We start from the raw sequence: 21,807 nt of genomic DNA on the forward strand, positions 1-21,807 counted from the left end.
GCCGCGGAACTGACCGCGTACCGCGAGACCGTCGCCGAGACCCTCCGCGACGGGGACGGCGTCGGCCTCCCCCGGAACAGCGCCGACGGCTGTACGAGCGCGGCATCGACCTGCCCCGCGTACCGGAGGCCGACCGCGAACGGATCGGCCCGGGCCTGCGCGACTTCACGCAGGACCTGCTGGCGCAGCGGCTGCCGCTGCGCTCGACGGCGGCCCGGCTCGGCGCGGTGGCCGACCTGGCCACCCCCACCGGCAGCGCGGCCCGCCTCGGCCGGCTCGACGAGCTGTGCCCGCCGGACCTGCCGGGACGGATGGCCGGGCCCCGGCCGTTCGAGGTGCGCGGCGCGGCCGTCACGGAACTGGCGGGCGCCTGCGCCGTCGCCGCCGCGGCCGGTCTGTGGCCGGGCCCCGGCTGGGCGTCGGGGCCGCTGGCTGCGCTGGCCGCCGCCGGGCTGACCACGCTCGCCCTGGCCCGCCGCCCCGGGCGTACCGGGGACGGGCACCTCGACGGCGGCGGACAGTCGGGCGCCTTGGCGCAGGCGGGCGCCGGGATGCTCGGCGCGGCCGCCGGGATCACCCTGGGCCAGGTGCTCGCGGTGCCCGCGTGGCTCGGGCTGAGCACCCTGCTGGTGGCGCTGATCGTGCTGCCGCTGCTGGCGGTGCGCCGCTGGACCGAGGCATTGGACGCGTGGTGGGCGGCGGGCGGCGGCTCCGAGGGGCGGGACGTCCTGGACTCCCTCGACGGGCTGCTGGCCGACGCCGTCACCCACGACTGGCTGCTCGCGGACGCCCGCCTGTACTGCGCCGACGGCGCGCGGGCGGTGGCCGGGATGATCCGCCGCGCGGCCGCCGCGGCGGAGGGCCGGGACCCCGTACGCGTGCCGGACCGCGACGGCGGCCCGGCGGCCCGGACACGGGACGCGAGCCCGCCGGCCGACGACCTGCTGGACGACGACTGGTTCGGCACGCCGTACGAGCGGAGCGCCACGGCGCCGGCCCCGTACGACTCCTTCGAGAGCGCCGGCCCCCGGTACGACGACTCCACGGCCCAGGGGTGGGACGACTGGGACGACTGGGACGGGGAACCGGAGCCCGGCGGCGGCCCGGCCACCGGCCGTGACACCTCCTGGCGCGACCCGCTCGCCGACACGGTGCCGCCGCCCCGGCCGCCGGAGAGCGACGCCGTGGCCGCTCCCGCCGCCCCGGCCGCACCGCCGTCCGGCGACGTCCCCGTGCCCTGGCTGGAACGTGAAGCGGGCGACGGCGGACCCGAACTGGTCGCCACCCTCGTCGGCGACCTCGCCGACGGCATCGCCGGTCTCCTGGACCCGTACTGGGGCGCCATCGAGCGGGACCCCGGCGCGGCCGCCGCCCTGCCCCTCGACCGGGAGGTGCGGGCACTGATCGACGACGAGACCGCGCGGCTGGCCCGGGACGGCGTCGCCGCCGCCCCGGCGTTCGCCCGGGACCCCGCGTCCCGGCCGGACCCGGCCGTCCTGCTCGGCCTGGCACCCGACCGGGTCACCCGGATACTCCACGAACACGGCGACGGCACCGGCACGGTGCCGCTCTGCGCGGCCGAGCACCGCCGGCTGCTCTCCCGCGACCGGTACGCGGGCCGCGGGGTGTGCTTCGCCCCCGAGGTGACCCGGCAGACCGAGGAACCCACGGGCGCCGACGACATGGTGTGGACCCCGGCCGGCCGGTACGCGGGCGTCTTCCGGCTGCTGCCGCTGCGTACCGGCTCGGTGCGCACGGTCCGGCTGCGCGGCGGCGACACCACCGGGCCGGACCTGCCCGCGAACGCGAACGCGAACGAATGAGGGGACGTCATGGACGAGTGGACGGACCGGCAGGACGCGGTGCGGACCTCTGGCCACGGGCCGGACGACGGCACCGCGCCCGCGGACGAGGTGCCCGGGCCGGCCGCCGCACGGAGCGGCCGCCGTCCGGCCCGTGACCGCGCGGAACTGGCCTTCTTCACGGACGAGGGGGTGCCCGCCCGGCTGCTGGCGGCCTACTGGGGCGACCTGCCGCCCGGACAGCAGCGGCACGGGCTGCGCACCAGGCCGATGACGCTGGGCGAGGACTGGCGGGTGATGCAGTACCGCCTCGCGCACACCGTGCGCGGCGACCACCGGGCCCGCGACCGGCTGGAGGCGGAGGTGGGCGTCGGCCTCGCCGTGCGCCGGGCGTTCGGCGACGCCCCGTACCATCAGCTGTTCGCCCGGCTCGGCGGCTACCACCTGGACGTACGGGAGCCGTTCGTCTTCTACGAACCCGCGCGCGGCCGCCCCCTGGCGGTGCTCGCGGGCCGGGCCACGGTCAAGGAGCAGGAGCGCATCCGCAGCGAACTGGTGCTGGCCGTACGGCTGTTGGAAGCCGTGGGCGTCGTGCACCGCGGGCTGACCCCGCACTCCGTACGGTGGGACGGCCGCCATGTCCGGCTGCCCGAGCCCTGTCTGGCCACCCGCGCCGGGCACCCCCGCGAGGCGCTGGGCGAGGCCCCCTGGGCCTCACCGGAGCAGCGCGCCGGGCACGGCACGGCGGACCCGCGTGACGACCTGTGGAGCGTGGCCCAGATGATGTATCACCTGGTCACCGGCCGCGAAGGGGAGCCGGACGGAGCGCCGCGCGACCTGGCGCGGCTGCCCTCGCTCGGCGTGCTGGCCGGCGCCTTCGCGCCCCGGGCCAGGGAGCGCGGTCACCCCGTGGAGGTGCTGCGGATGCTCAACCGGCAGGACCCGCTCCAGGGCCGCCCGCTGCCGGCCGACCCCCTGGAGCCGGGCCGCCGCGTCTTCGACGAGGAACTGGCGCGCAAGAGAGCGGAGCTGGGGTTGGGCGGCGACCGCGAGACGGAGCCGGAGACAGGCGGCCGGGGCCCGGGCCGCGGGCTTCGCGCCCTGTTCGGCACCGGCCGTACGGGCACGGGAGGGCGCCGGTGAGCACGCGATCCCCGCAGTCCGACGCCCGGGAAGTGGTGTGCCCGTACTGCCTCGACCGGATTCCCTTCAGGCCGGACCAGCTGTACGAACGCAACGAGCACACCCACTTTGAGTTCACCCCCGTCGTCCTCCCGAGGAAGGACGACAACAAGCTGCGCTACGAGGACATCCTGCGCGAGGCGTTCCAGAAGTGCGACAACTCGGCGGACCTGCGCGAGCACTACCTTCCCGCCCCCTACCTCACCAACGGCGAGCCCCTGACCGTGGCCCTGGTCGGCAGCTCCCGCGCCGGCAAGACACACCTGCTCGCCTCGATGATCGGCGAGGTGGAGCGCGGCGCGCTGGACGCCCACGGCCTCAAGGTCACCCCGCTGCACACCGAGTCGCACCGCGCCTACCTCAACGAACGGGTCCTCAAGCTGCGGGCCGGCGAGACGCTGGCGCACACCGAGCAGACGGACTTCGCGGAGTTCGCCGACGGGCTGCTGGTCAGCGGAGGCGGCGCGGCCCGGCCCCGGCCGGTGGTCTTCTTCGACCTGTCGGGCGAGGACCTGGAACGCACCGGCCGGGTGACCCGGTTCCTCGCCGCCGTCAACGCGTTCCTCTTCGTCGTCGACCCGCTGCGCGCGCTGCCGCTGCCGTACCTGGACGCGGTGCGCGAACGCACCAAACAGCGCACCGACGACCTCGGCGACCGCTCGTTCGGCACTGTACTGGACCGGGTGCCGCGCGACGGCCGGCCGTACGTGAACGCGGCGGCCGCGGTCGTCGTGGGCAAGAGCGACCTGATCCGCTTCGAGCCGGCCGTGGCGCGCTGGCTGACCGCGCCCGAGAGCGCCCGGCCGACGGCCCGGGCCCTGCGCGAGGAGAGCCGCGACGTGTACGCCTTCCTGCGCCACCACGGCGGGCCCGCCTGGCTCAAGCCGTTCGGCGACTGCGCGCGGTGCACCCTGCACTTCGCGTCGGCCACCGGCGGCCAGGAGGACGCGGGCGGCTTCCCCCAGGGCGTACGGCCGAGGCGGGTGCTCTCCCCACTGTTGTCGATCTTCGCGATGTGCGGGCTCCTGCCGGGAGCCGATTCCCAGGAGGTGGGACTGTGAGCGGGACCGACGCACCGGTGCACCAGATCGTCTTCCGCTGGGACGCGGACCTCGCCGTCGGCGGCGCGGGCGTCGGCCCGGTCGCCTGGTCGGGCAACCGGGACGGGCTGGAGCCCATCTACCGCAAGGTCGCCACGCTGCTGAGCGTGCCCGGCGACGAGGCCCGCGAGAGCCTGGCCCGGGTGGAGCTGCGGGGCGAGCGGGGGGCCGAGAGTTCGGTCCTGCTGATCCGTCGCGTCCCCGGCCAGGACCGGGGCGGCCGCCCCAGCACCTGCTCCCACGCGCTGCTGGGCAGCCCGTCCGTGCTGACGCCCGGCCGCTGCCTGGGCCTGCACGCCTGGCGCTGGGAGGGCAGCGGCATCGACCTGCTGGAGGTCGAGGGGCGGTCCCTGGAGTGCGTACCGGCCCAGGCGCTGCGGGCGGCCACCGACCGGGCGGCGCCGGAACTCACCGAGCGGGCCGGGCTGTTCGACGCCGAACTGACGGCGGTGCTCGCCGCGCGCCTGCGCGAACCGCGGCAGCGGCTCTCCGTGCGGGACCGCACCGGCGGCGACGGGCCGGTCCACGTCCTGTGGGCGCTGCGGAACCTGGCCGGCCGGGCGCTGCCGGGCTGGTCCTTCGCCACCCACGACACCCGGGACGGCGGGCCGTTCCGCTACGTCTTCGTCCCGCGCTGGCCCGTGTCGGCCACGCGGGACCAGCAGTTGACCCGGCTGGACCCCGCCCGCCCGAGCCGCGGCGACAGCCGGGACGGCCGGGACAGCCGCGCGCCGGACCACGGCGATCCGGCCGGGGAGGCCGCCGCCCGGCTGGCCGAGCACTACCTGGAGATCCGCCACGATTCCGGTGCGCTGCGTGAGACGCGCCGCGCACTGGCCGAGCGGCGCGTCTTCGAGGAGGAACGCCTCGACGAACGGGTGCGCCTGGTGCACGAGGCGTTGAAGTGGCTCAGCCACGCCGGGGACCACCGCCGCTCCCGAACGGGCCGGCCGGCCGAGTCCCGTGAGCCGTCGCAGGGGACGCTGTACGACCGGGCCCGGGAGGAGCGGGCCCGGGAGGAGCGGTACGACAGCGCGGGGTACGGCGGCCAGAGGTACGACACGGTGTTCGACAACTTGCGGCAGGACCAGGATCAGGGGGCAGGCAGTCCTACGACCCGCCCGCCTCACAGGCCGTCCGGGCCGGCGCGGGACTCGCCCGCGGCGTGAGCGCCCAGATGCTCGACGGCGTGCTGCGCCGCGACGGCACGGAGGCCGGGGAATACCTGGCCAACAGCTCGGACCGGGTGCTCCTGGAGGTCCTGGGCGGCGGCCTCCCCGCCCAGCAGGCCGACCGCGTGGCCCGGGTGCTGATCCTCCGGGCTCCGCACCGCTCCGCCGCCGACGCCCAGGGGGTCTGCGAACGGCTGCTCCACGCCCGTCTGTTCCTCGGCCCGTACGGAGAGCGCCGTGCCGAGTACCCGGTCACCGGGCCGGACGGCCAGGGAGGGTGCACACCGCCGTGCGCCTGTACGACGGGCTGGTGCGTCCGTACGGCGACCAGGGCCAGGCCCCTGGCCTGCTGCGGCAGGTTCTGCCGGACCTGTGGCACGGTGACCACGGGCTGGGCCGCGAGATGCTGGCGCACCTCCTCGACGACGGCCGGCCCACCGGTTTCGGGGAGCAGGGCTGGCGGGCGCTGTTCGAGGCCGCGACACACACCGGCACGACGATGCCGGCGGCCGCGCCGGTGCGGGAAGAGCCGGGGCGAGGCGCCCGCAGGTTCGCCGCCCGCCGGAGCGCCGGACGCGGCCTCCGGTCCCGCGTGCCGCGCTTCCGCGGCGGCCGCGCGCCGGACGGCGACCCGGACCCGGACCCGGACCCGGACCGGGACCGGGACGAGGCTCCGGCCGGCCAGATATGGGTCGGCGCGCTCCTCATGGTGGTGGCCGTCGCCGTGATCATGATCGCCGTCCTCGCCGTGACGGGTTCCTAGGAGGCCTGCCTGCCCGCCCGGTGCCGCCCGCGTCGCGGCCGTACGGCGGAAGCGAAACCCGTGTCGCGGCAGTTCCGTGACCCTCCGCCGCGGGCCGTCAGCGGCGAAGATGGGGGCATGGCATTCCATGTCGACTCCGAGGCCGGGCGGCTGCGCCGCGTCATCCTGCACCGCCCCGATCTGGAGCTGAAGCGACTCACCCCGACCAACAAGGACGCCCTGCTCTTCGACGACGTGCTGTGGGTGCGCCGGGCGCGCGCCGAGCACGACGCCTTCGCGGACATCCTCCGGGACCGGGGGTCGAGGTGCACCTGTTCGCGGATCTGCTGGCCGAGACCCTTCAGGTTCCCGAGGCCCGGACGCTCGTCCTGGACCGGGTCTTCCACGAGAAGGAGTACGGGCCGCTGGCCACCGACCACCTGCGGGCCGTCTTCGACGCGCTGCCCGTCCCCGAACTGGTGGAGGCGCTGGTCGGCGGGATGACCAAGCGGGAGTACCTGGCGGCGCACCCGGAGCCCACCTCGGTCCGCTTTCACGTGATGGACCTCGACGACTTCGTGCTGCGCCCGCTGCCCAACCACCTGTTCACCCGCGACACCTCGGCATGGGTGTACGACGGGGTGTCCATCAACGCCATGCGCTGGCCGGCCCGGCAGCGCGAGACCGTGCACTACGAGGCGATCTACCGGCACCACAAGCTGTTCCGCGGCGGCGGCTTCAACGTCTGGTCGGAGGGGCAGGCGGCCTACCCGTCGACCATCGAGGGCGGTGACGTGCTGGTGCTCGGCAACGGCGCCGTGCTGATCGGGATGAGCGAGCGGACCACCCCGCAGGCGGTCGAGATGCTGGCGCGCGGCCTGTTCGCGGCGGGGTCGGCCCGGACGATCGTGGCGCTGGACATGCCCAAGCGGCGGGCGTTCATGCACCTGGACACGGTCATGACGATGGTGGACGGCGGAACGTTCACGCAGTACGCGGGGCTGGGGATGCTGCGCTCGTACACGATCGAACCGGGCGCCGGCGACCAGGACCTGAAGGTCACCGACCATCCGCCGGAGCACATGCACCGCGCCATGGCGGCGGCGCTGGGCCTGGACGACATCCGGGTGCTGACCGCGACGCAGGACGTGCACGCGGCCGAGCGTGAGCAGTGGGACGACGGGTGCAACGTGCTCGCCGTCGAGCCGGGCGTGGTGGTGGCGTACGAGCGCAACGTGACCACCAACACCTTCCTGCGCAAGCGCGGCATCGAGGTCATTACCATTCCGGGAAGCGAGCTGGGGCGCGGCCGGGGCGGCCCGCGCTGCATGAGCTGCCCGGTGGAGCGTGATCCGGTGTAGGGGAGGAACCGTCCGCGGCGGGGAAGAGTAGGGGAGGGGTGCGGCGCCGTACGGGGCCGGGACCGACAGCCGTCCTGAATAGAGATACGGACTGTCGTATACACTTCCAGTGTCCCGATCGCCGCGACCTAGGAGCCCACCCCATGGCGACAGACCTCAAGGGCCGCCACTTCCTCAAGGAGCTGGACTTCGGCGCCGAGGAGTTCCACGGCCTCGTCGACCTGGCGGCCGAGCTGAAGGCCGCCAAGCGCGCGGGCGAGGAGGTCGCGCGCCTGCGGGGCCGCAACATCGCCCTGATCTTCGAGAAGACCTCCACCCGCACCCGCTGCGCCTTCGAGGTCGCCGCCGCGGACCAGGGCGCCTCGACCACCTACCTGGACCCCGCCGGGTCGCAGATCGGGCACAAGGAGTCGGTGAAGGACACCGCCCGGGTGCTCGGCCGGATGTTCGACGCCATCGAGTACCGGGGCAGCTCGCAGTCCATCGTCGAGGAGCTGGCCGCGTACGCCGGCGTCCCGGTCTTCAACGGCCTGACCGACGAGTGGCACCCCACCCAGATGCTCGCCGACGTGCTGACGATCAAGGAACACGCGCCCGGCCGCCCGCTGTCGGAGATCACCCTCGCCTACCTCGGCGACGCCCGCTACAACATGGGCAACTCCTACCTGATCACCGGCGCGCTGCTCGGCATGGACGTACGCATCGTCGCGCCCGAGGGCCTGTGGCCGGACGAGGAGGTCGTCAGCCGGGCCAAGGAGCTGGCCGCGCACAGCGGCGCCCGTGTCACCGTCACCGCGGACGTGGCCGAGGGGGTGCGCGGCGCGGACTTCGTGGCGACCGACGTATGGGTCTCGATGGGCGAGCCCAAGGAGGTCTGGGACGAGCGGATCGCGCTGCTCGGCGGCTACGCCGTCACGATGGACGTGCTGCGCGCCACCGGCAACCCGGACGTGAGGTTCCTGCACTGCCTGCCCGCCTTCCACGACCTGGGTACCGCCGTGGGCCAAGAGATCTTCGAGCGGCACGGACTGACCTCCCTGGAGGTCACCGACGAGGTCTTCGAGTCGGCGCACTCGGTCGTCTTCGACGAGGCGGAGAACCGGCTGCACACGATCAAGGCGGTCCTGGTCGCCACCATGGCCTGAGGGCCGCCGGCACAGCCGCGCGGCCCGGCGCCGCGCGGCTTCGTGCGCCCGTAATGCATGGCTATACGACCCCATGGGCGATCATGCAGGTATACGGGCTACCATCGAACGGACCCACGGGTACGGGCCCACCGGCCCCGACCCCGCTCCGCGCGCGGCCCACCCCGCCGCGCGCCGCACCAGGCACCACGCACCACGCTCCACCAGAGATGAGAACCACCCCCATGCCTCCGTCAGGTCCGTCCGGACTGCGCATCAAGTCCCCCGACGTCCTCGTCGCCGAATCCGGCGCGGATCTCGAAGGCCACGGCCTCAAGCGCACCATGGGGCTCTTCCAGCTCGTGTGCTTCGGCATCGGCGCCATCGTCGGCACCGGCATCTTCGTCGGCCTGTCCGACACCGTCGCCCGGTCCGGCCCCGCCGTCCTCGTCTCCTTCGTGCTGGCCGCCGTCACCTGCGTCTTCACCGCCTTCTCCTTCGCGGAGCTGGGCGGCGCGATCCCGGTGTCCGGCAGCTCCTACTCCTACGCGTACGCCACGCTCGGCGAGCGCACCGCGTTCCTCGTCGGCTGGTGCCTGCTGCTGGAGTACGGCGTCTCCGTCTCGGCCGTCGCCGTCGGCTGGGGGCAGTACCTGAACGAGCTGCTGAACAGCCTGGTCGGCTGGCAGCTGCCCGCCGCCCTGTCCAGCCCGCCCGGCGACGGCGGCATCGTCAACGTCCCGGCCGTCGTGGTGATGCTGCTGGCCGCGGTGCTGCTGGTGCGCGGCATCCGGGAGAGCGCCCGCGCGACCGCCGCGATGGCCGTGCTCAAGCTGGGCATCCTGGTCCTGTTCTGCGTCATCGCCTTCACCGCCTTCCAGGACGGCAACCTCACGCCGTTCGCCCCGGAGGGCGTCGCCGGCATCACCTCCGGTGCCTCGGTCGCCTTCTTCTCCTACATCGGCTTCGACGCGATCACCACGGCGGGCGAAGAGGTGAAGAACCCGCGCCGGAACATCCCCACCGCGATCATGATCTGCATCGGTCTGGTCACCGTGCTGTACTGCGTGGTCGCGCTCTCCGCCATCGGCGCGCTCTCCGCCGACGAGGTCGGCGACAAGCCCGCGGCCCTGTCGCTCGTCGTCAACCAGGTCACCGGCTCCGCCGTCGGCGGCGGCGTGATCGCCTTCGGCGCGGTCGTCGCCATCGCCTCCGTCGTCCTGGCCGTCATGTACGGCCAGACCCGCATCCTGATGTCGATGTCCCGCGACGGGCTCGTGCCCCGGGTCTTCGAACGGATCTCGCCGAAGACCTCCACGCCGGTGGCGGGCACCTGGATCGTCGCCGTGCTCTTCGCGATCCCGGCCGCGGTGGTCCCGCTGGACGTCGTCATGAATCTGACGACCATCGGCACGCTCGCCGTGATGGCCGTGGTCAACGTCAGCGTCATGGTCCTGCGCCGCACCCGCCCCGGCCTGCCGCGCCGCTTCCGGGTGCCGCTCTTCCCGGTCAGCCCGGTGCTCGGCATCGCCTTCTGCGGCTATCTGATCTACGGGACGGGGTCGGCGACCTGGCTCCAGTTCGCCGGGTTCCTGGTGGCCGGCGCGCTCGTCTACGCGCTGTACGGGCGGCGGCACTCCCGGCTGGGCCGCAGCGGTGCCGGGTCCGCGGGCGCCGGTTCCGAAGGCGCGTAGGCGGGCCGCCGCGGTCAGGCGGCCGGGTGGAGGGCGTGGCCGCGGCGGGAGCCGGTGCGGCGGACGTCCCGGGCGGCCAGGGCGATCATGACGGCGGGGATGAGGATGTCGTTGGCCAGGATGCCGCCCGTGTTCCCGGCGGCGTGGTCGCCGTTGGCGAACCACTGGTAGACGTGGCCGATCGCGGCGCCCCACAGGAACGCGGCGGCCGCCAGCCCGCTCGTGAGGCGCTCCCGGGGTGACGCGGAGGCGCTGCGGAAGCCCAGTACGGCGAGGGCGAGGTTGGCGAAGGCGATCTCGAACTGGAACGGCGAGTGGGCGAAGCCGATGGTGTCGGCCATGCCTTCGGGGAACGCCAGGAACGCGAGCGTGATCCACAGGCTGCCGATGCCGAGGGCGCCGACGGACCACCAGCGCTGCCAGATCTCCGCCGCCGGCCGGCCCGGGCTGCGGCGGTGGCTCAGCAGTGCGCCGAGGGCGGGCACCAGCATGAAGAGCAGGGGAAACGTGGTCTGAACGGCGTACGGGAGAGTGTCCATGGCTTGAGTGTTGCATGGTTAATATTAACGGCGCAAGAGTCCGGTAGGCTGGCCGCATGGACGAAGGACTGGCAGAGCTCCTGTATCGCGTGGTCATGCTGATGGGCGAGGCGGCCCGGCGCCGCTCCGGCCCGGACCAGCGCCTCACCCCCAGTCAACTGCGGCTGCTGGGCACCCTCGAAGAGATCCAGCCCGCCACCCAGCACCAGCTCGCCGAGGCCCTGACCCTGTCCGATCCCGCCGTCAGCCGCGCTCTGCGCCCGCTGGAGGCGGAGGGGTACGTGACGATCAGCGTCGACCCCGCCCACAAGCGCCGGCGCCTGGTCGCCCTCACCCCGACCGGCCAGGCCACCTTCCTGGCCGAGGGCAAGCCCCTGGAGGAGGAATTCCGCACCGCCCTCCTGGAGGCCGGCTTCCCCTACGACCGCTACCTCGCGGACACCCACCGGCTCGCCGCGCTGCTGACATCCGCGGAGCCGCGCCGCGGAGCCACGGCCCGGCAGCCGAACGGCACACCGGGAACGGAATGAGCGGGGGCGCCGTGAGCGGGAAAGAAACGGCTTCCCGTCAGGAAGTCGGGAAGTGAAGGAAGCCGGGAAGTGAAGGAAGGAACGTCAGTGGAACCGGAATCTTCGGCGCGGCGTGGACTCACGGCCCTGAGTGAGGTGGCGTGCCGCTATCAGGCGGACGAGATGCGCCCGGAGGATCTGCCGATGGTCGCTGCCGAGGCGCTCGCAGCCGGACTGGACGCCCCGGCACTGTGCGAGCTGGCCGGCCGGCCGCGCAGCGCGGATGTCCGCGATATCCGCGACACGTTCGAGCAAGCACTTGCCGAGTCCGGGATCGAACTGCCGAGCCGGGACCTGGCGCGGCGCCACGCTCTGCGCCGGATGGCGGCGAAACTCGTCGACGGCGAAATAGCTCCCGCTGACCTGGCGAGGGACGCATGGTGGGAGACGGAGGCCGGGACCGCGGCGGAGCGGTCGTTCGTGGCGCTGATCCCGCAATGCGAGTGCTGTATCGAGTACACGCTGGGGCTCAACGAGCAGAAGTGGGCGGACCAGCTGCGGAACGCCGCCCTCGCCCTCACGTCGTCTCCGCCGGTCGGCCCCGGCTGCTGACTCCGGCCGGCGCGCTCGTCCTCGGATGACGCGCCCCCGGCCGCGGGGTCGGCCGCAGCCGCCGACACCCCGGCCGGTTATCGCGCACTCGTGACGACAGTCACACAACGGTGATAACTTCGAAGCGCGATTGCGTGTCTGCACCAGCCGTCCGGCTGAAGGGGGCAGTTGCCCGATGAGCCCGTTCACAGGTTCCGCCCGTACCACCGACGCATGGCAGCACATCCGCGTGACCAGGGAAGACGGCATCGTCACCGTCACCCTCGCGCGTCCGGACAAGCTCAACGCGCTCACGTTCGAGGCATACGCCGACCTGCGGGACCTGCTCGCCGAGCTGTCCAGGGCACGGTCGGCGCGCGCCCTCGTCCTCGGCGGTGAAGGCCGCGGCTTCTGCTCCGGCGGCGACGTCGAGGAGATCATCGGCGCCACGCTCGCCATGGACACCGCGCAGCTGCTCGACTTCAACCGGATGACCGGCCAGGTCGTACGGGCCGTGCGGGAGTGCCCGTTCCCTGTGATCGCCGCGGTGCACGGCGTCGCGGCCGGGGCCGGCGCCGTGCTCGCCCTGGCCGCCGACTTCCGCGTTGCCGACCCCTCGGCCCGCTTCGCCTTCCTCTTCACCAAGGTCGGCCTCTCCGGCGGCGACATGGGCGCCGCCTACCTGCTGCCCCGGGTGGTCGGCCTCGGACACGCGACCCGGCTGCTGATGCTCGGCGAACCGGTACGCGCCACCGAGGCCGAACGCATCGGCCTGCTCAGCGAACTGGCCGAGGAGGGCCGCGCGGACGCCGCGTCCCACATCCTCGCCCGGCGGCTCGCCGAAGGGCCCGCCCTCGCCTACGCCCAGACCAAGGCCCTGCTCACCGCCGAACTGGACATGCCGCTGGGCGCCGCCGTCGAGATGGACGCCGCCACCCAGGCGCTGCTGATGAACAGCGCCGACTACGCCGAGTTCCACGCCGCCTTCACCGAGAAGCGGCCCCCGAAATGGCAGGGGAAATAAGGGTGGGCGCCCGCAAGGTGGCCGTCATCGGGGGCGGCCCGGGCGGCCTCTACGCCGCCGTCCTCCTCAAGCGCCTGGACCCGGAGCGCGACATCACCGTCTGGGAGCGCAACGCTCCCGACGACACCTTCGGCTTCGGCGTCGTGCTGTCCGACGAGACCCTGGGCGGCATCGAGCACGCCGACCCGCAGGTGTACCGCGCGCTCCAACGCGAGTTCGTGCGCTGGGACGACATCGACATCGTGCACCGCGGGCACACCCTGACCTCCGGCGGGCACGGCTTCGCCGCCCTCGGCCGCCGTAGGCTGCTGCGCATCCTCCACGAGCGCTGCCGCTCCTCGGCGTACGGCTGAACTTCCGTACCCAGGCCCCGCCCGCCGCCGAACTCGCCACCACACACGACCTGGTGATCGCAGCCGACGGCGTGCACAGCCTCACCCGCGCCGCGCACGCCGACGTCTTCCGGCCCAGCGTCACCACCCACCGCTGCCGCTACATCTGGCTCGCCGCGGACTTCGCGTTCGACGCGTTCCGCTTCGAGATCGCCGAGACCGGGCACGGCGTCGTCCAGCTGCACGGTTACCCCTACGCCCGCCCCGAGCCCGGGACGGAGCACCCGGACGGTGCCGGCACGGTCATCGTCGAGATGCGCGAGGAGGTCTGGCGCCGGGGCGGCCTGGACCGGTGCGACGAGCGGGAGTCCGCCGAGTGGTGCGCCAAGGTCTTCGCCGACGCGCTGAGCGGCCGCCCGCTGCGCTCCAACAACTCCGCCTGGACCGCGTTCCGCACCGTCGTCAACGACCGCTGGTCGCACGGCAACACGGTCCTGCTCGGCGACGCCGCGCACACCGCCCACTTCTCCATCGGCTCCGGCACCAAACTGGCCGTCGAGGACGCCCTCGCGCTGGCCGCGTGCCTGGAGGAGCACCCCGGTCTCCCCGACGCGCTGGCCGCGTACGAGACCGAGCGGCAACCGGTCGTCGCCTCCACCCAGCGGGCCGCCCGCGCCAGCCTCGCCTGGTTCGAGGAGCTGGCGGAGTACACCGGCCAGCCGCCCCGCCGGTTCGCCTTCAACCTGCTCACCCGCAGCCGCCGCGTCACCCACGACAACCTGCGGCTGCGCGACCCGGAGTTCGTCGCGGCGGTCGAGGAGGAGGCCGGCGTCCCCGCCGGCACTCCGCCCATGTTCACGCCGCTGCGGCTCGGCGGACTGACCCTGCGCAACCGCGTCGTGGTCTCCCCGATGGACATGTACTCCGCCGACGGCGACGGCACACCGGGCGACTTCCACCTCGTCCACCTCGGCGCCCGCGCCCTCGGCGGCGCCGGACTGGTGATGACCGAGATGGTCTGCGTCAGCCCCGAGGGCCGCATCACCCCCGGCTGTACGGGCCTGTACGCACCGGAACACGAGACGGCCTGGCGCCGGGTCACCGACTTCGTGCACGCGCGGTCACCGGGCACCGCCATCGGCGTCCAGCTCGGCCACTCCGGCCGCAAGGGCTCCACCCGCCTCATGTGGGACGGCATCGACCAGCCGCTGCCCGAAGGCAACTGGCCGCTCGTGGCGCCCTCCGCGCTGCCGTACCGCCCCGGCGTCAACCAGATACCGCACGCCCTCACCGAACCAGAACTCGCCGCCGTGCGTGACCAGTTCGTGCGATCCGCCCGATCGGCGGCCCGCGCCGGCTTCGACCTCCTCGAACTGCACTGCGCCCACGGCTACCTCCTCTCCGGCTTCCTGTCCCCGCTCACCAACCGGCGCACCGACGCGTACGGCGGCGACCTCGCCGCCCGGCTGCGCTTCCCGCTGGAGGTCTTCGACGCGGTACGCGCCGCCTGGCCCGCCGACCGGCCCATGACCGTACGGATCTCCGCCACCGACTGGGCCGAGGGCGGCACCACCGCCGAGGACTCGGTGGAGATCGCCCGCGCCTTCGCCGCCCACGGCGCCGCCGCCATCGACGTCTCGACCGGCCAGGTCGTCCCCGACGAGCGGCCCGAGTACGGCCGTTCGTACCAGACCCCGTTCGCCGACCGCATCCGCAACCGCCTGGGCGTCCCGGTGATCGCGGTGGGCGCCGTCTCCTCCTGGGACGACGTCAACTCCCTGCTCCTGGCGGGCCGCGCCGACCTGTGCGCCCTGGCCCGCCCCCACCTGTACGACCCGCACTGGACCCTGCACGCGGCCGCCGAGCAGGACTACTCGGGCCCCGGCGCCCCCTGGCCCCTCCCGTACCGCGCGGGCAGCCGTACCCCGCCCACCGGCCGCACGGACGCGCCGAAGCCGCGGCTTAGGTTGGGGTGACGAGGCTGAAGCCGGGATGGCGAGGCTGAGACTGGGACGACGAGGCTGAGACTGGGACGACGAGGCGACGGGGTCAGACGGTCAGGACGAGCTTGCCCTGGAGGTGACCGCCGTCGAGCAGCCGGTGCGCGTCGGCGACACGCTCGAACGGGAACGTCTCCTGCACATGGACCCGGAGCCTGCCCTGTTCGACGAGTGCGACGAGGCCGCGCAGGGCGACCGGATCGGGGTCGACCGCGATCCCGCTGAAGCGCATCCCGGCCGCCTCGGACGCGGCGATGAGCCGCGCGTTCTGCTCGGCGACCGCCGTCACCAGGCGGCCGCCCGGGCGGAGCACCCCGAGCGACCGCTCGGCGGTGTCGCCGCCGAGCGTGTCGAGCACGACGTCGATGTCGCTCACCGCCTCGGTGAAGTCGACCGCCGTGTAGTCGACCACCTCGTCGGCGCCGAGGCCCTCGACGAACGTCCGCTTGCTCCCGGCGGCGGTCGCGATCACGTGCGCGCCGAGCGCCTTCGCGATCTGCACCGCGACATGGCCGACCCCGCCGCCACCGCCGTGCACCAGGACACGGTCGCCCTCACCCACCCCGCCGAAGTCCACGAGGCCCTGCCACGCCGTCAGCCCGACGACCGGCAGCGCCGACGCCTCGACGTGCGAGAGCGCGGCCGGCTTGCGTGCCAGGTGCAGCGCCGGTGCCGACACGGCCTCGGCGTACGCGTTCGCCGCCCGCGGGAACAGCGGCATCCCGAACACCTCGTCCCCGGGCCTGAACCGCCATGTCCGCGCCTCCTCGACCACACCGCTGATGTCCCAGCCGAGGGTGAACGGCGGCCGGCCCACCAGCGGGAACTCGCCGGCCCGCAGCCGCGCTTCCAGCGGATTCAGTCCGATCGCCTTGACGCGCACGAGGACCTCGGTCGGAAGGGGCCGGGGCTCGGGTGCGTCCACGACAGTGAGCACCTCGGGACCGCCGAGCGTCTGCTGGGTGATGACTCGCATGACTCTCCTGACTCGGAAAGGGGGAGAAACCAGGCTAGGTATCCGACAGGAACCAGCAGGTACCTTTGGCGCCATGAGCGGTTTCGGCCCCGGTGGTCCCTTCCTCGCCGACTGCCCGGCGCGTATGGCGGTCGAGCTGATCGCCGACAAATGGACGGTGGTCGTGCTCTACGGCCTCAGCAGGGGCCCGGTGCGCCATGGCGAACTGATCGACCTGATCGGTGGCATCTCCCGCAAGATGCTCACCCAGACGCTCCGCCGCCTGGAGGCACACGGCCTCGTCCGCCGCCACGCCTACGCCGAGGCACCGCCCCGCGTCGAGTACGAACTCACCCCGCTCGGGGAGACACTGATCGAACCGATCCACATGCTGACCGAGTGGGCCATGGCGAACGGCGAAGCGGTGCTCGACGCGCTCGACGCCGAATGAGGTCCGCGCACCGTCCGATACCCGAAGGTGACGCATTCTCCCGGCAGCTCGTCATTCTTCTGCTGCGCGCGGAGCATTTCGCAATCAGGCCCTGTTCGCCTTCCGTGCGCATTTCCTGTTCCCGGGCCATTTCGGCAGAGGCGGCGAGCCGTCATGTCCTTACGCCACCCCTGCTTGTCGCGCCTGACGCACACGGTGCGTGTCCTGAGGTTCAGCGCAGCGTCCGGTCCGCGGTGCGGGCCGTGAAGACGGGGTGGCCGTTCTGCTGGATGGTGATGTCGAGAAGGTGGCGGTCCTGCGTGGCGTGTCCCGGGGCCACCTCGACCCAGCACGGGGCGTCCAGTTCGCCGTAGCGGTGGAAGGCGCACTCCATGTCGGCGGGCAGGGAGAAGCCGGGGCCGGCGGCGGCGTGCGCGGCCTGTCGGGCGGCCTCCACCATCAGCATGCCGGGGGCGTGGTCCACGGGGTGGTCGAAGAGCACCGGGTGCGCGGTGTTCACCCGTAGCTGCCAGCGGTTGGCGTGGCCGGTGGGGGAGAGGACCACGTCGTCGGTGCGGTCGCGGGCGACCAGTCGGGGGCGACCGGCTCGGCCAGGTCCAGTGTGCGGGCGTTGGCCCGCTGGACGTCGCTGTACTCGCCGCGCAACCGGCGGTAGACGGCGGGGGTCTGGCAGGCGAAGTGCAGTTCGGCGGTGGCCAGTTCGGCGCCGTCGCGCAGGACGTGGTACCGCAGTCGCGCGCCTGCCAGCCTCCTGCCGCGGTGCAGCAGGTCGTGGTCGGTGATGTGCAGTTCTATCTCGGCGGGTGCGCCGGTGACGCGCAGTGCCTCGGGGCGGAGGGAGTAGCGCAGGGCCTGCCAGATGATCGGGTGGTCGAGGGGTACGTCGTGCGCCACGTGCGCCAGCAGGATGCTGGCCTGCCGCATCGTCTCCACGAGCAGCATGGGGTCGTGCAGACCATCGACCGGGCCGTAGAAACTGTGCGCCCGCGGCCACTGGGCGCTCACCGCCCAGGCGCCGCTCCCCGCGCGGCGCCAGTCGGTCAGGAACACCTCGGACACGGCGGTCCGGTGCACGTACTGCCGGGGCACGGTGGTCGTCAGCGGCGGCAGGTCCGAGAGGCTGCGGTGCTCCCGTCCGGCGCACGGACGGTGGTCTGCTGCGGTGGACGGCGCGGTGAGCGTGGCGCTGGCCATGCGGGTTCCCTCCCTGGTAGCGGCTCACTCCGCTCGGACGGGGTGGGCCTCGGTGGCGGACCGACGCGGCCCAAGATACAAACCGGATGGTTTGTTTTCTAGTGCTTCCACCGGCTTTCTTGCCGGGGAGCACAGGGGGTGGTGGCCGGTGCGGAGGGGAGCGCCGACGGCCGGAGCGGCAGCCGGTGCGGGCTGGAGCGGCCGCCGGGAGTGGGGGTGCGGCTTGCCGGGCCGTCAGGCCGCGGTCTGTACCGAGCGGCCGTGCGGGTCGAGATGACTCAGCGCGCCCGGCGAGGCCAGGCCGGGGAGGATGTGCTTCCAGAGTGCCGTGACGCGTTCGGGCAGGTCGAGACGGTTGGACGCGGCGTGCGAGAACAGCTGCACCCCCATGTACGCGGAGACGAAGAACTCCGCGGCCCGCTCCGGCGCGATCGCCGGGAGCAGTTCGCCCTTCTCCTTGGCGTCGGCGAACATCGTCGTGACGATGTCGATCCAGGCCTGGTAGGGGACCAGCGGCTCGTCGGTGAACGTGGTCTCGACGGCGATCCGGGTGCCGGCCTGGAGCAGCGGATCGTCCCGCAGCCCTATCGCCACCTGGTGCGTGAAGTCGATGGCGTCCTGCAGCCGGGAGTCGGTGACCTGAGGGATGAAGGGGTCGGTCTGTTCCGCGATGACGGCGCGGGCGAGGGCGTCCTTGGAGGCGAAGTGGAAGTACAGGGCGCCTTTCGTCACGCCGGCCCGCTGGATGATCTCCGCCATCGTGGCCGCTTCGTACCCGCGCGTGCCGATGACCTGCGCCGCCGCTTCGAGGACGGCACGTCGCGTGCGCACTGCGCGTTCCTGCTTGACCACCGATCGTCCTCCGTATGCTTTTCGCGTGCTCTTCGAGGGGGTGTCGTGCTTGGGGGCAACCTTATGAGTCCGGTCCGTCAGTGTATTTTCGGCACGTTAAAAAAGCCAACCATGCGGTATTGAAACGGGCGGGTCGGCGGTTACCTCGCCAGAGCCCGCCGGAAGCCGCCCATCTCACAGGAGTCCGCCGTGACCGCGTCGAACGCCGTACCCGAACCACCCGCCCCTTCCGTACCCCCGGCCCCGCCCGCCCGCTTAGCCCCGTCCGCCTCCTCGGACCCGGAAGTCCCCGCCACCCACCAGGAGATCCGGCTCGCCGCCCGCCTCCGAGGGGCCCTCGGGCCGGAGCACTTCACGCTCGCCGAGGCGCCGGTGCCCACCGCGGGCCCGGGCCGGCTGCTCGTACGCAACCGGATCATGGCGGTGACGGCGGCCATGAGCACGATGATGACCGACGCCGATCTGCCGATGCCGTCCTTCGCGCCGGGGCAGGCGCTGTGGGGAACGGCGCTGGGCGAGGTCGTACGGGCCTCCGGCGGCGGGTTCGCACCCGGCGACCTGGTGGTGCACCCGTACGGCTGGCGGGAGTTCGCGGCGGTGGAGGAGGGCCGGGCCCGGCGCGTCGAGCCGGGCGAGCTGCCCGATCCCGCCGCGCACCTGTCACAGGGCGCGACCGCCTGGGCCGCGTTGACCCGTGCCGCGCAGACCGGCCCCGGGGACACCGTGTTCGTGACGGGGGCGGCGGGCGGCGTCGGGAGCATGGCGGGGCTGCTGGCCAAGCGGCTGGGCGCGGTCCGCGTCATCGGGAGCACGGGGTCCGCGCACAAGGTCCCGTACCTGAGGGAGACGCTCGGCTACGACGACGTGGTGCTCCGCGGCGCGGGACCGGTCGAGGAGCAGCTGCGCCGGGCGGCGCCGGACGGCATCGACGTCCTGCTGGATCTCGTCGGCGGTGAACAGCTGCGCGCGGCGCTCGCCGTGGCCCGTACGGGCGCGCGGTTCGCGCTGGTGGGCGCGCTCTCCGGGCAGTTGGGCGGCGGCGCGGGCATGGCGGCGCCGGTCGAGGTGGACTCCGTGCTCATGGTGACGCGCCGGGTCGCGATGCGGGGCTTCTCGATGGTCGACCACCCCGATGCGGTCCAGGAGTGGACGGCGGAGTTCGGGCGCGGACTGCGGGACGGCTCCCTGGTCTTCGCCCACACCCGGGTGCGGGGTCTCGACCAGGCACCGCGAGCCCTGTGCGAACTGACGCGGGGCCGCCATACGGGCGCGGTGCTGGTCGAGGTGTGAACGGGCCGGTGCCGGCCGGGTGGTGAGCCGCCGCGGGGTGGTCAGTGGGCCGGTTCCGGTACGGGCCCGGCCGCCGTGTCCGCCCCGCTGGGCAGTAACGGTGCCCACAGGTCCGTGACGACGTCCCTCTCCCACCAGGTACGGTCTTCCTGACCCAGGTGCAGCAGGCCGACGACGAGTGCGGTGAGCAGCCGTGCGGAGCGCCGCGGGTCGTCGCCGGGGGCAGCTTCCCGGCTGCCTGGTCGGCCGTGATCTTCTCCAGAAAGAGGGCGAACCATCGCTGTTGGAGTGCCGGTTCGGCGATGCCCGGCGCGGTTTCCGGGCGCAGCTGGAGTCCGGCCCGTACGACGACGTCGGTGTCCACCCGGCCGAGCAGCCCGATGGCGAAGTCCCGTACGGCGGCGGGGGCCGGGTGCGGGGCGCGGGCCAGTTCGTCCTCCAGGATCCGCAGCGCGCCGAGGGCCTCGTCCCGTACCGCGAAGGTGAGGTCTTCCTTGGACGCGAAGTGGAAGTAGAGAGCTCCTTTGCTCAGCCGGGCGCGTCGGCTGATGTCGACCATGCCCGAGGCGGGCACGCCCTTCTCGGTGAAGGCCTCGGCGGCCGATCGGAGGAGAGCCTGGCGGCTTTGTATCGCTCGATGCTGCGTCGGCACAGTGTCCGTCCTGTCTCTAGTCCGGCTGTGAGCGCACGGCATTCTACATACTAAACCAACCATGCGGTTCGGAAACTGCCCTAGGGAGTGACTGCTGTTATTGCAGTGATCTTCTGATGCTGGTGGTGTGTACGTGTTTGCTGTCTGCGTCACTACCCCTCAGTTCCGGTGTCCCCGCGGCGCCATGGGATGGTGGCTCTGCGTGCAGGAAGCGACGCAGGGTGCATTGACAAACAGCGCAGACGGTTTTTAAATCTGGCGGAGGCGAGGCAGGGGAGGGGCTCAACCGGAGCACGTCCGCTCCGGGGCGGGCACGCCACTCCTGGACACCGGTGTGCGCCGGCGCGTCCGCCGCTTGCCGGGTGGGCGCCGTCGGCACGTCTTCCCGCGTCCGGCGCCGTCGTCACGAAAGGCGACCGGACCCACAGATGCACAAAGCTCACAGGAAATCGGAAGGTGTCGAGCAATGCGTGATTCAGCGGGAGCCGTGCCACGTCCCCGGGGCGCCGCGCGGGCCGCGGTCGGCGAGACCATCAGGGCCGCCGTCTTCGATCTCGACGGAACCCTCGCCAACACCCTGCCGGCGATCAGCAGGCTGCTGGTCAAGGTCGCCTCCGAACAGGGCCGTTCGGTCACGCCCCGGCAGGCCGCCGCCGCGATCGGCAAGCCGCCGGGGCCGGCCTTCGGCAAGCTGCTCGGGATGCCGGAGGACCACGACGCGGTGGCGGCCGCCATCGGCCGCTACCGCGAGCTGTTCGCATGCGAAGTGCTGCGCGAGGGGCCGCGGTTACTCTTCCCCGGCGTGGCCGCCGGCCTGTCCGCGCTGCGCGCGCACGGCATCGAGCTGGCCGTGGCGACATCGAAGGGCACCCGCGGCGCCGAGGCCCTGCTGGACGTGCTGGGCATCCGGGACCTGCTGGGCCCCGTCATCAGCCAGGAGATGGTCCGGCGCGGCAAGCCGCACCCGGAAATGGTGCTGCGGGCCGCCGCCGACCTGGGGGTGGCGCCGTGGGAGAGCGCGTACGTGGGCGACACGGTCAGCGACATGCGGATGGCGGTGACGGCCCGTATGGAACCAGTCGCGGTCACCTACGGGGTGGGCAGGTTCGGCGAGTTGGCCGCGGTGGCCGGTACCCGTATGTGCGGCTCCTTCAAGGAGGTCGTCTCCACCATCGCGGCCGCCCGGCCGCGTCCGATGGCCGCCACCGCTTCCCAGCAGCGGAGACGCTGACCGCGCGCGG

At 73.2% G+C, this 21,807-nt stretch carries 20 protein-coding genes and 3 pseudogenes; 15 read left to right on the top strand and 8 right to left on the bottom strand.

Annotated features, from left to right (window positions below; all coding sequences use genetic code 11):
- Positions 1-227: 227 nt before the first annotated feature.
- Genes ACEXOX_RS36255 through ACEXOX_RS36270 form a run of 4 tightly spaced genes read left to right on the top strand, consistent with a single transcriptional unit; the run spans position 228 to position 5,253 of the window.
- Positions 228-1,823, top strand: a complete 1,596-nt coding sequence (locus ACEXOX_RS36255; RefSeq protein WP_406525075.1) for a hypothetical protein — start codon at positions 228-230, stop codon at positions 1,821-1,823.
- A gap of 9 nt (positions 1,824-1,832) precedes the next feature.
- The gene (locus tag ACEXOX_RS36260; RefSeq protein WP_406525076.1) at positions 1,833-2,945 is read left to right on the top strand and encodes a hypothetical protein; all 1,113 of its coding nucleotides are present in this window, start codon (positions 1,833-1,835) and stop codon (positions 2,943-2,945) included.
- A complete protein-coding gene (locus tag ACEXOX_RS36265) occupies positions 2,942-4,045 on the top strand; it encodes a hypothetical protein (RefSeq protein ID WP_406525077.1) in 1,104 nt (367 codons plus the stop codon). Before ACEXOX_RS36260 ends, ACEXOX_RS36265 begins: the two co-directional genes overlap by 4 nt.
- Entirely contained in the window at positions 4,042-5,253 is a 1,212-nt protein-coding gene (locus tag ACEXOX_RS36270) for a hypothetical protein (protein ID WP_406525078.1), read from the top strand. The genes ACEXOX_RS36265 and ACEXOX_RS36270 overlap by 4 nt, the downstream gene beginning before the upstream one ends.
- Here ACEXOX_RS36270 and ACEXOX_RS36275 read toward each other — a convergent pair.
- A complete protein-coding gene (locus ACEXOX_RS36275) occupies positions 5,211-5,459 on the bottom strand; it encodes a hypothetical protein (RefSeq protein WP_406525079.1) in 249 nt (82 codons plus the stop codon). The genes ACEXOX_RS36270 and ACEXOX_RS36275 overlap by 43 nt on opposite strands.
- Before the next feature lie 86 nt (positions 5,460-5,545).
- On the opposite strand from ACEXOX_RS36275, the gene ACEXOX_RS36280 reads away from it, so the two are divergent.
- The 4 genes and pseudogenes from ACEXOX_RS36280 to ACEXOX_RS36295 all read left to right on the top strand — a co-directional run bounded on the left by ACEXOX_RS36280 (position 5,546) and on the right by ACEXOX_RS36295 (position 10,177).
- A complete protein-coding gene (locus tag ACEXOX_RS36280) occupies positions 5,546-6,019 on the top strand; it encodes a hypothetical protein (protein ID WP_406525080.1) in 474 nt (157 codons plus the stop codon).
- 117 nt (positions 6,020-6,136) lie between these two features.
- Positions 6,137-7,359: pseudogene (locus ACEXOX_RS36285) on the top strand (arginine deiminase).
- A 143-nt stretch (positions 7,360-7,502) separates the two neighbouring features.
- Positions 7,503-8,504 carry an ornithine carbamoyltransferase gene (gene argF, locus ACEXOX_RS36290; RefSeq protein WP_406525081.1) on the top strand — a complete coding sequence of 334 codons (1,002 nt, stop codon included), beginning with the start codon at positions 7,503-7,505 and terminating at the stop codon, positions 8,502-8,504.
- Between the two features lie 224 nt (positions 8,505-8,728).
- Entirely contained in the window at positions 8,729-10,177 is a 1,449-nt protein-coding gene (locus tag ACEXOX_RS36295) for an amino acid permease (protein ID WP_406526574.1), read from the top strand.
- A gap of 14 nt (positions 10,178-10,191) precedes the next feature.
- On the opposite strand, the gene ACEXOX_RS36300 is transcribed toward ACEXOX_RS36295, so the two are convergent.
- A complete protein-coding gene (locus ACEXOX_RS36300; protein WP_406525082.1) occupies positions 10,192-10,716 on the bottom strand; it encodes a DUF6790 family protein in 525 nt (174 codons plus the stop codon).
- 56 nt (positions 10,717-10,772) lie between these two features.
- Here ACEXOX_RS36300 and ACEXOX_RS36305 point away from each other — a divergent pair, with 56 nt between their 5' ends.
- The 4 genes and pseudogenes from ACEXOX_RS36305 to ACEXOX_RS36320 all read left to right on the top strand — a co-directional run bounded on the left by ACEXOX_RS36305 (position 10,773) and on the right by ACEXOX_RS36320 (position 15,148).
- The gene (locus tag ACEXOX_RS36305; RefSeq protein ID WP_406525083.1) at positions 10,773-11,246 is read left to right on the top strand and encodes a MarR family winged helix-turn-helix transcriptional regulator; all 474 of its coding nucleotides are present in this window, start codon (positions 10,773-10,775) and stop codon (positions 11,244-11,246) included.
- Positions 11,247-11,333: 87 nt separating this feature from the next.
- Positions 11,334-11,837: a hypothetical protein gene (locus tag ACEXOX_RS36310; RefSeq protein ID WP_406525084.1), complete on the top strand. Its 504-nt coding sequence runs from the start codon at positions 11,334-11,336 to the stop codon at positions 11,835-11,837.
- A gap of 175 nt (positions 11,838-12,012) precedes the next feature.
- Positions 12,013-12,840 carry an enoyl-CoA hydratase family protein gene (locus ACEXOX_RS36315; RefSeq protein ID WP_406525085.1) on the top strand — a complete coding sequence of 276 codons (828 nt, stop codon included), beginning with the start codon at positions 12,013-12,015 and terminating at the stop codon, positions 12,838-12,840.
- Positions 12,825-15,148, top strand: a pseudogene (locus ACEXOX_RS36320) (bifunctional salicylyl-CoA 5-hydroxylase/oxidoreductase). The gene ACEXOX_RS36315 and the pseudogene ACEXOX_RS36320 overlap by 16 nt, the downstream one beginning before the upstream one ends.
- Before the next feature lie 73 nt (positions 15,149-15,221).
- Here ACEXOX_RS36320 and ACEXOX_RS36325 read toward each other — a convergent pair.
- A complete protein-coding gene (locus ACEXOX_RS36325; protein ID WP_406525086.1) occupies positions 15,222-16,148 on the bottom strand; it encodes an NADP-dependent oxidoreductase in 927 nt (308 codons plus the stop codon).
- Between the two features lie 73 nt (positions 16,149-16,221).
- Here ACEXOX_RS36325 and ACEXOX_RS36330 point away from each other — a divergent pair, with 73 nt between their 5' ends.
- Positions 16,222-16,578, top strand: coding sequence for a winged helix-turn-helix transcriptional regulator (locus tag ACEXOX_RS36330; RefSeq protein ID WP_406525087.1), 357 nt, complete (start codon positions 16,222-16,224; stop codon positions 16,576-16,578).
- Between the two features lie 211 nt (positions 16,579-16,789).
- On the opposite strand, the gene ACEXOX_RS36335 is transcribed toward ACEXOX_RS36330, so the two are convergent.
- The 3 genes from ACEXOX_RS36335 to ACEXOX_RS36345 all read right to left on the bottom strand — a co-directional run bounded on the left by ACEXOX_RS36335 (position 16,790) and on the right by ACEXOX_RS36345 (position 18,603).
- On the bottom strand, positions 16,790-17,122 hold the full coding sequence (locus ACEXOX_RS36335) for an AfsA-related hotdog domain-containing protein (RefSeq protein ID WP_406525088.1): 333 nt from the start codon (positions 17,120-17,122) through the stop codon (positions 16,790-16,792).
- The gene (locus tag ACEXOX_RS36340; protein WP_406525089.1) at positions 17,074-17,772 is read right to left on the bottom strand and encodes an AfsA-related hotdog domain-containing protein; all 699 of its coding nucleotides are present in this window, start codon (positions 17,770-17,772) and stop codon (positions 17,074-17,076) included. The genes ACEXOX_RS36335 and ACEXOX_RS36340 overlap by 49 nt, the downstream gene beginning before the upstream one ends.
- Before the next feature lie 234 nt (positions 17,773-18,006).
- Positions 18,007-18,603, bottom strand: a complete 597-nt coding sequence (locus ACEXOX_RS36345) for a ScbR family autoregulator-binding transcription factor (RefSeq protein ID WP_406525090.1) — start codon at positions 18,601-18,603, stop codon at positions 18,007-18,009.
- A gap of 327 nt (positions 18,604-18,930) precedes the next feature.
- Here ACEXOX_RS36345 and ACEXOX_RS36350 point away from each other — a divergent pair, with 327 nt between their 5' ends.
- The gene (locus ACEXOX_RS36350; RefSeq protein ID WP_406526575.1) at positions 18,931-19,914 is read left to right on the top strand and encodes an MDR family NADP-dependent oxidoreductase; all 984 of its coding nucleotides are present in this window, start codon (positions 18,931-18,933) and stop codon (positions 19,912-19,914) included.
- Between the two features lie 41 nt (positions 19,915-19,955).
- On the opposite strand, the gene ACEXOX_RS36355 is transcribed toward ACEXOX_RS36350, so the two are convergent.
- Both ACEXOX_RS36355 and ACEXOX_RS36360 read right to left on the bottom strand, forming a co-directional pair.
- Positions 19,956-20,192, bottom strand: a complete 237-nt coding sequence (locus tag ACEXOX_RS36355; protein WP_406526704.1) for a hypothetical protein — start codon at positions 20,190-20,192, stop codon at positions 19,956-19,958.
- A 254-nt stretch (positions 20,193-20,446) separates the two neighbouring features.
- Positions 20,447-20,629: pseudogene (locus ACEXOX_RS36360) on the bottom strand (hypothetical protein); the annotation flags it as partial.
- Between the two features lie 403 nt (positions 20,630-21,032).
- On the opposite strand from ACEXOX_RS36360, the gene ACEXOX_RS36365 reads away from it, so the two are divergent.
- The gene (locus ACEXOX_RS36365) at positions 21,033-21,797 is read left to right on the top strand and encodes an HAD family hydrolase (protein ID WP_406525091.1); all 765 of its coding nucleotides are present in this window, start codon (positions 21,033-21,035) and stop codon (positions 21,795-21,797) included.
- Positions 21,798-21,807 lie beyond the last annotated feature (10 nt).

Source organism: Streptomyces sp. Ac-502 (assembly GCF_045222935.1).
GTDB classification, from domain to species: Bacteria; Actinomycetota; Actinomycetes; order Streptomycetales; family Streptomycetaceae; genus Streptomyces; species Streptomyces monomycini.

What these genes read in the sequence shown, in the direction of transcription:
- ACEXOX_RS36260 (WP_406525076.1), top strand. Translation starts at nt 1,833, where the DNA reads ATGGACGAGTGGACGGACCGGCAGGACGCGGTGCGGACCTCTGGCCAC.
- argF (WP_406525081.1), top strand. Translation starts at nt 7,503, where the DNA reads ATGGCGACAGACCTCAAGGGCCGCCACTTCCTCAAGGAGCTGGACTTC.
- ACEXOX_RS36295 (WP_406526574.1), top strand. Translation starts at nt 8,729, where the DNA reads ATGCCTCCGTCAGGTCCGTCCGGACTGCGCATCAAGTCCCCCGACGTC.
- ACEXOX_RS36300 (WP_406525082.1), bottom strand. Translation starts at nt 10,716, where the DNA reads ATGGACACTCTCCCGTACGCCGTTCAGACCACGTTTCCCCTGCTCTTC.
- ACEXOX_RS36305 (WP_406525083.1), top strand. Translation starts at nt 10,773, where the DNA reads ATGGACGAAGGACTGGCAGAGCTCCTGTATCGCGTGGTCATGCTGATG.
- ACEXOX_RS36315 (WP_406525085.1), top strand. Translation starts at nt 12,013, where the DNA reads ATGAGCCCGTTCACAGGTTCCGCCCGTACCACCGACGCATGGCAGCAC.
- ACEXOX_RS36325 (WP_406525086.1), bottom strand. Translation starts at nt 16,148, where the DNA reads ATGCGAGTCATCACCCAGCAGACGCTCGGCGGTCCCGAGGTGCTCACT.
- ACEXOX_RS36330 (WP_406525087.1), top strand. Translation starts at nt 16,222, where the DNA reads ATGAGCGGTTTCGGCCCCGGTGGTCCCTTCCTCGCCGACTGCCCGGCG.
- ACEXOX_RS36340 (WP_406525089.1), bottom strand. Translation starts at nt 17,772, where the DNA reads ATGGCCAGCGCCACGCTCACCGCGCCGTCCACCGCAGCAGACCACCGT.
- ACEXOX_RS36355 (WP_406526704.1), bottom strand. Translation starts at nt 20,192, where the DNA reads ATGGTTCGCCCTCTTTCTGGAGAAGATCACGGCCGACCAGGCAGCCGG.
- ACEXOX_RS36365 (WP_406525091.1), top strand. Translation starts at nt 21,033, where the DNA reads ATGCGTGATTCAGCGGGAGCCGTGCCACGTCCCCGGGGCGCCGCGCGG.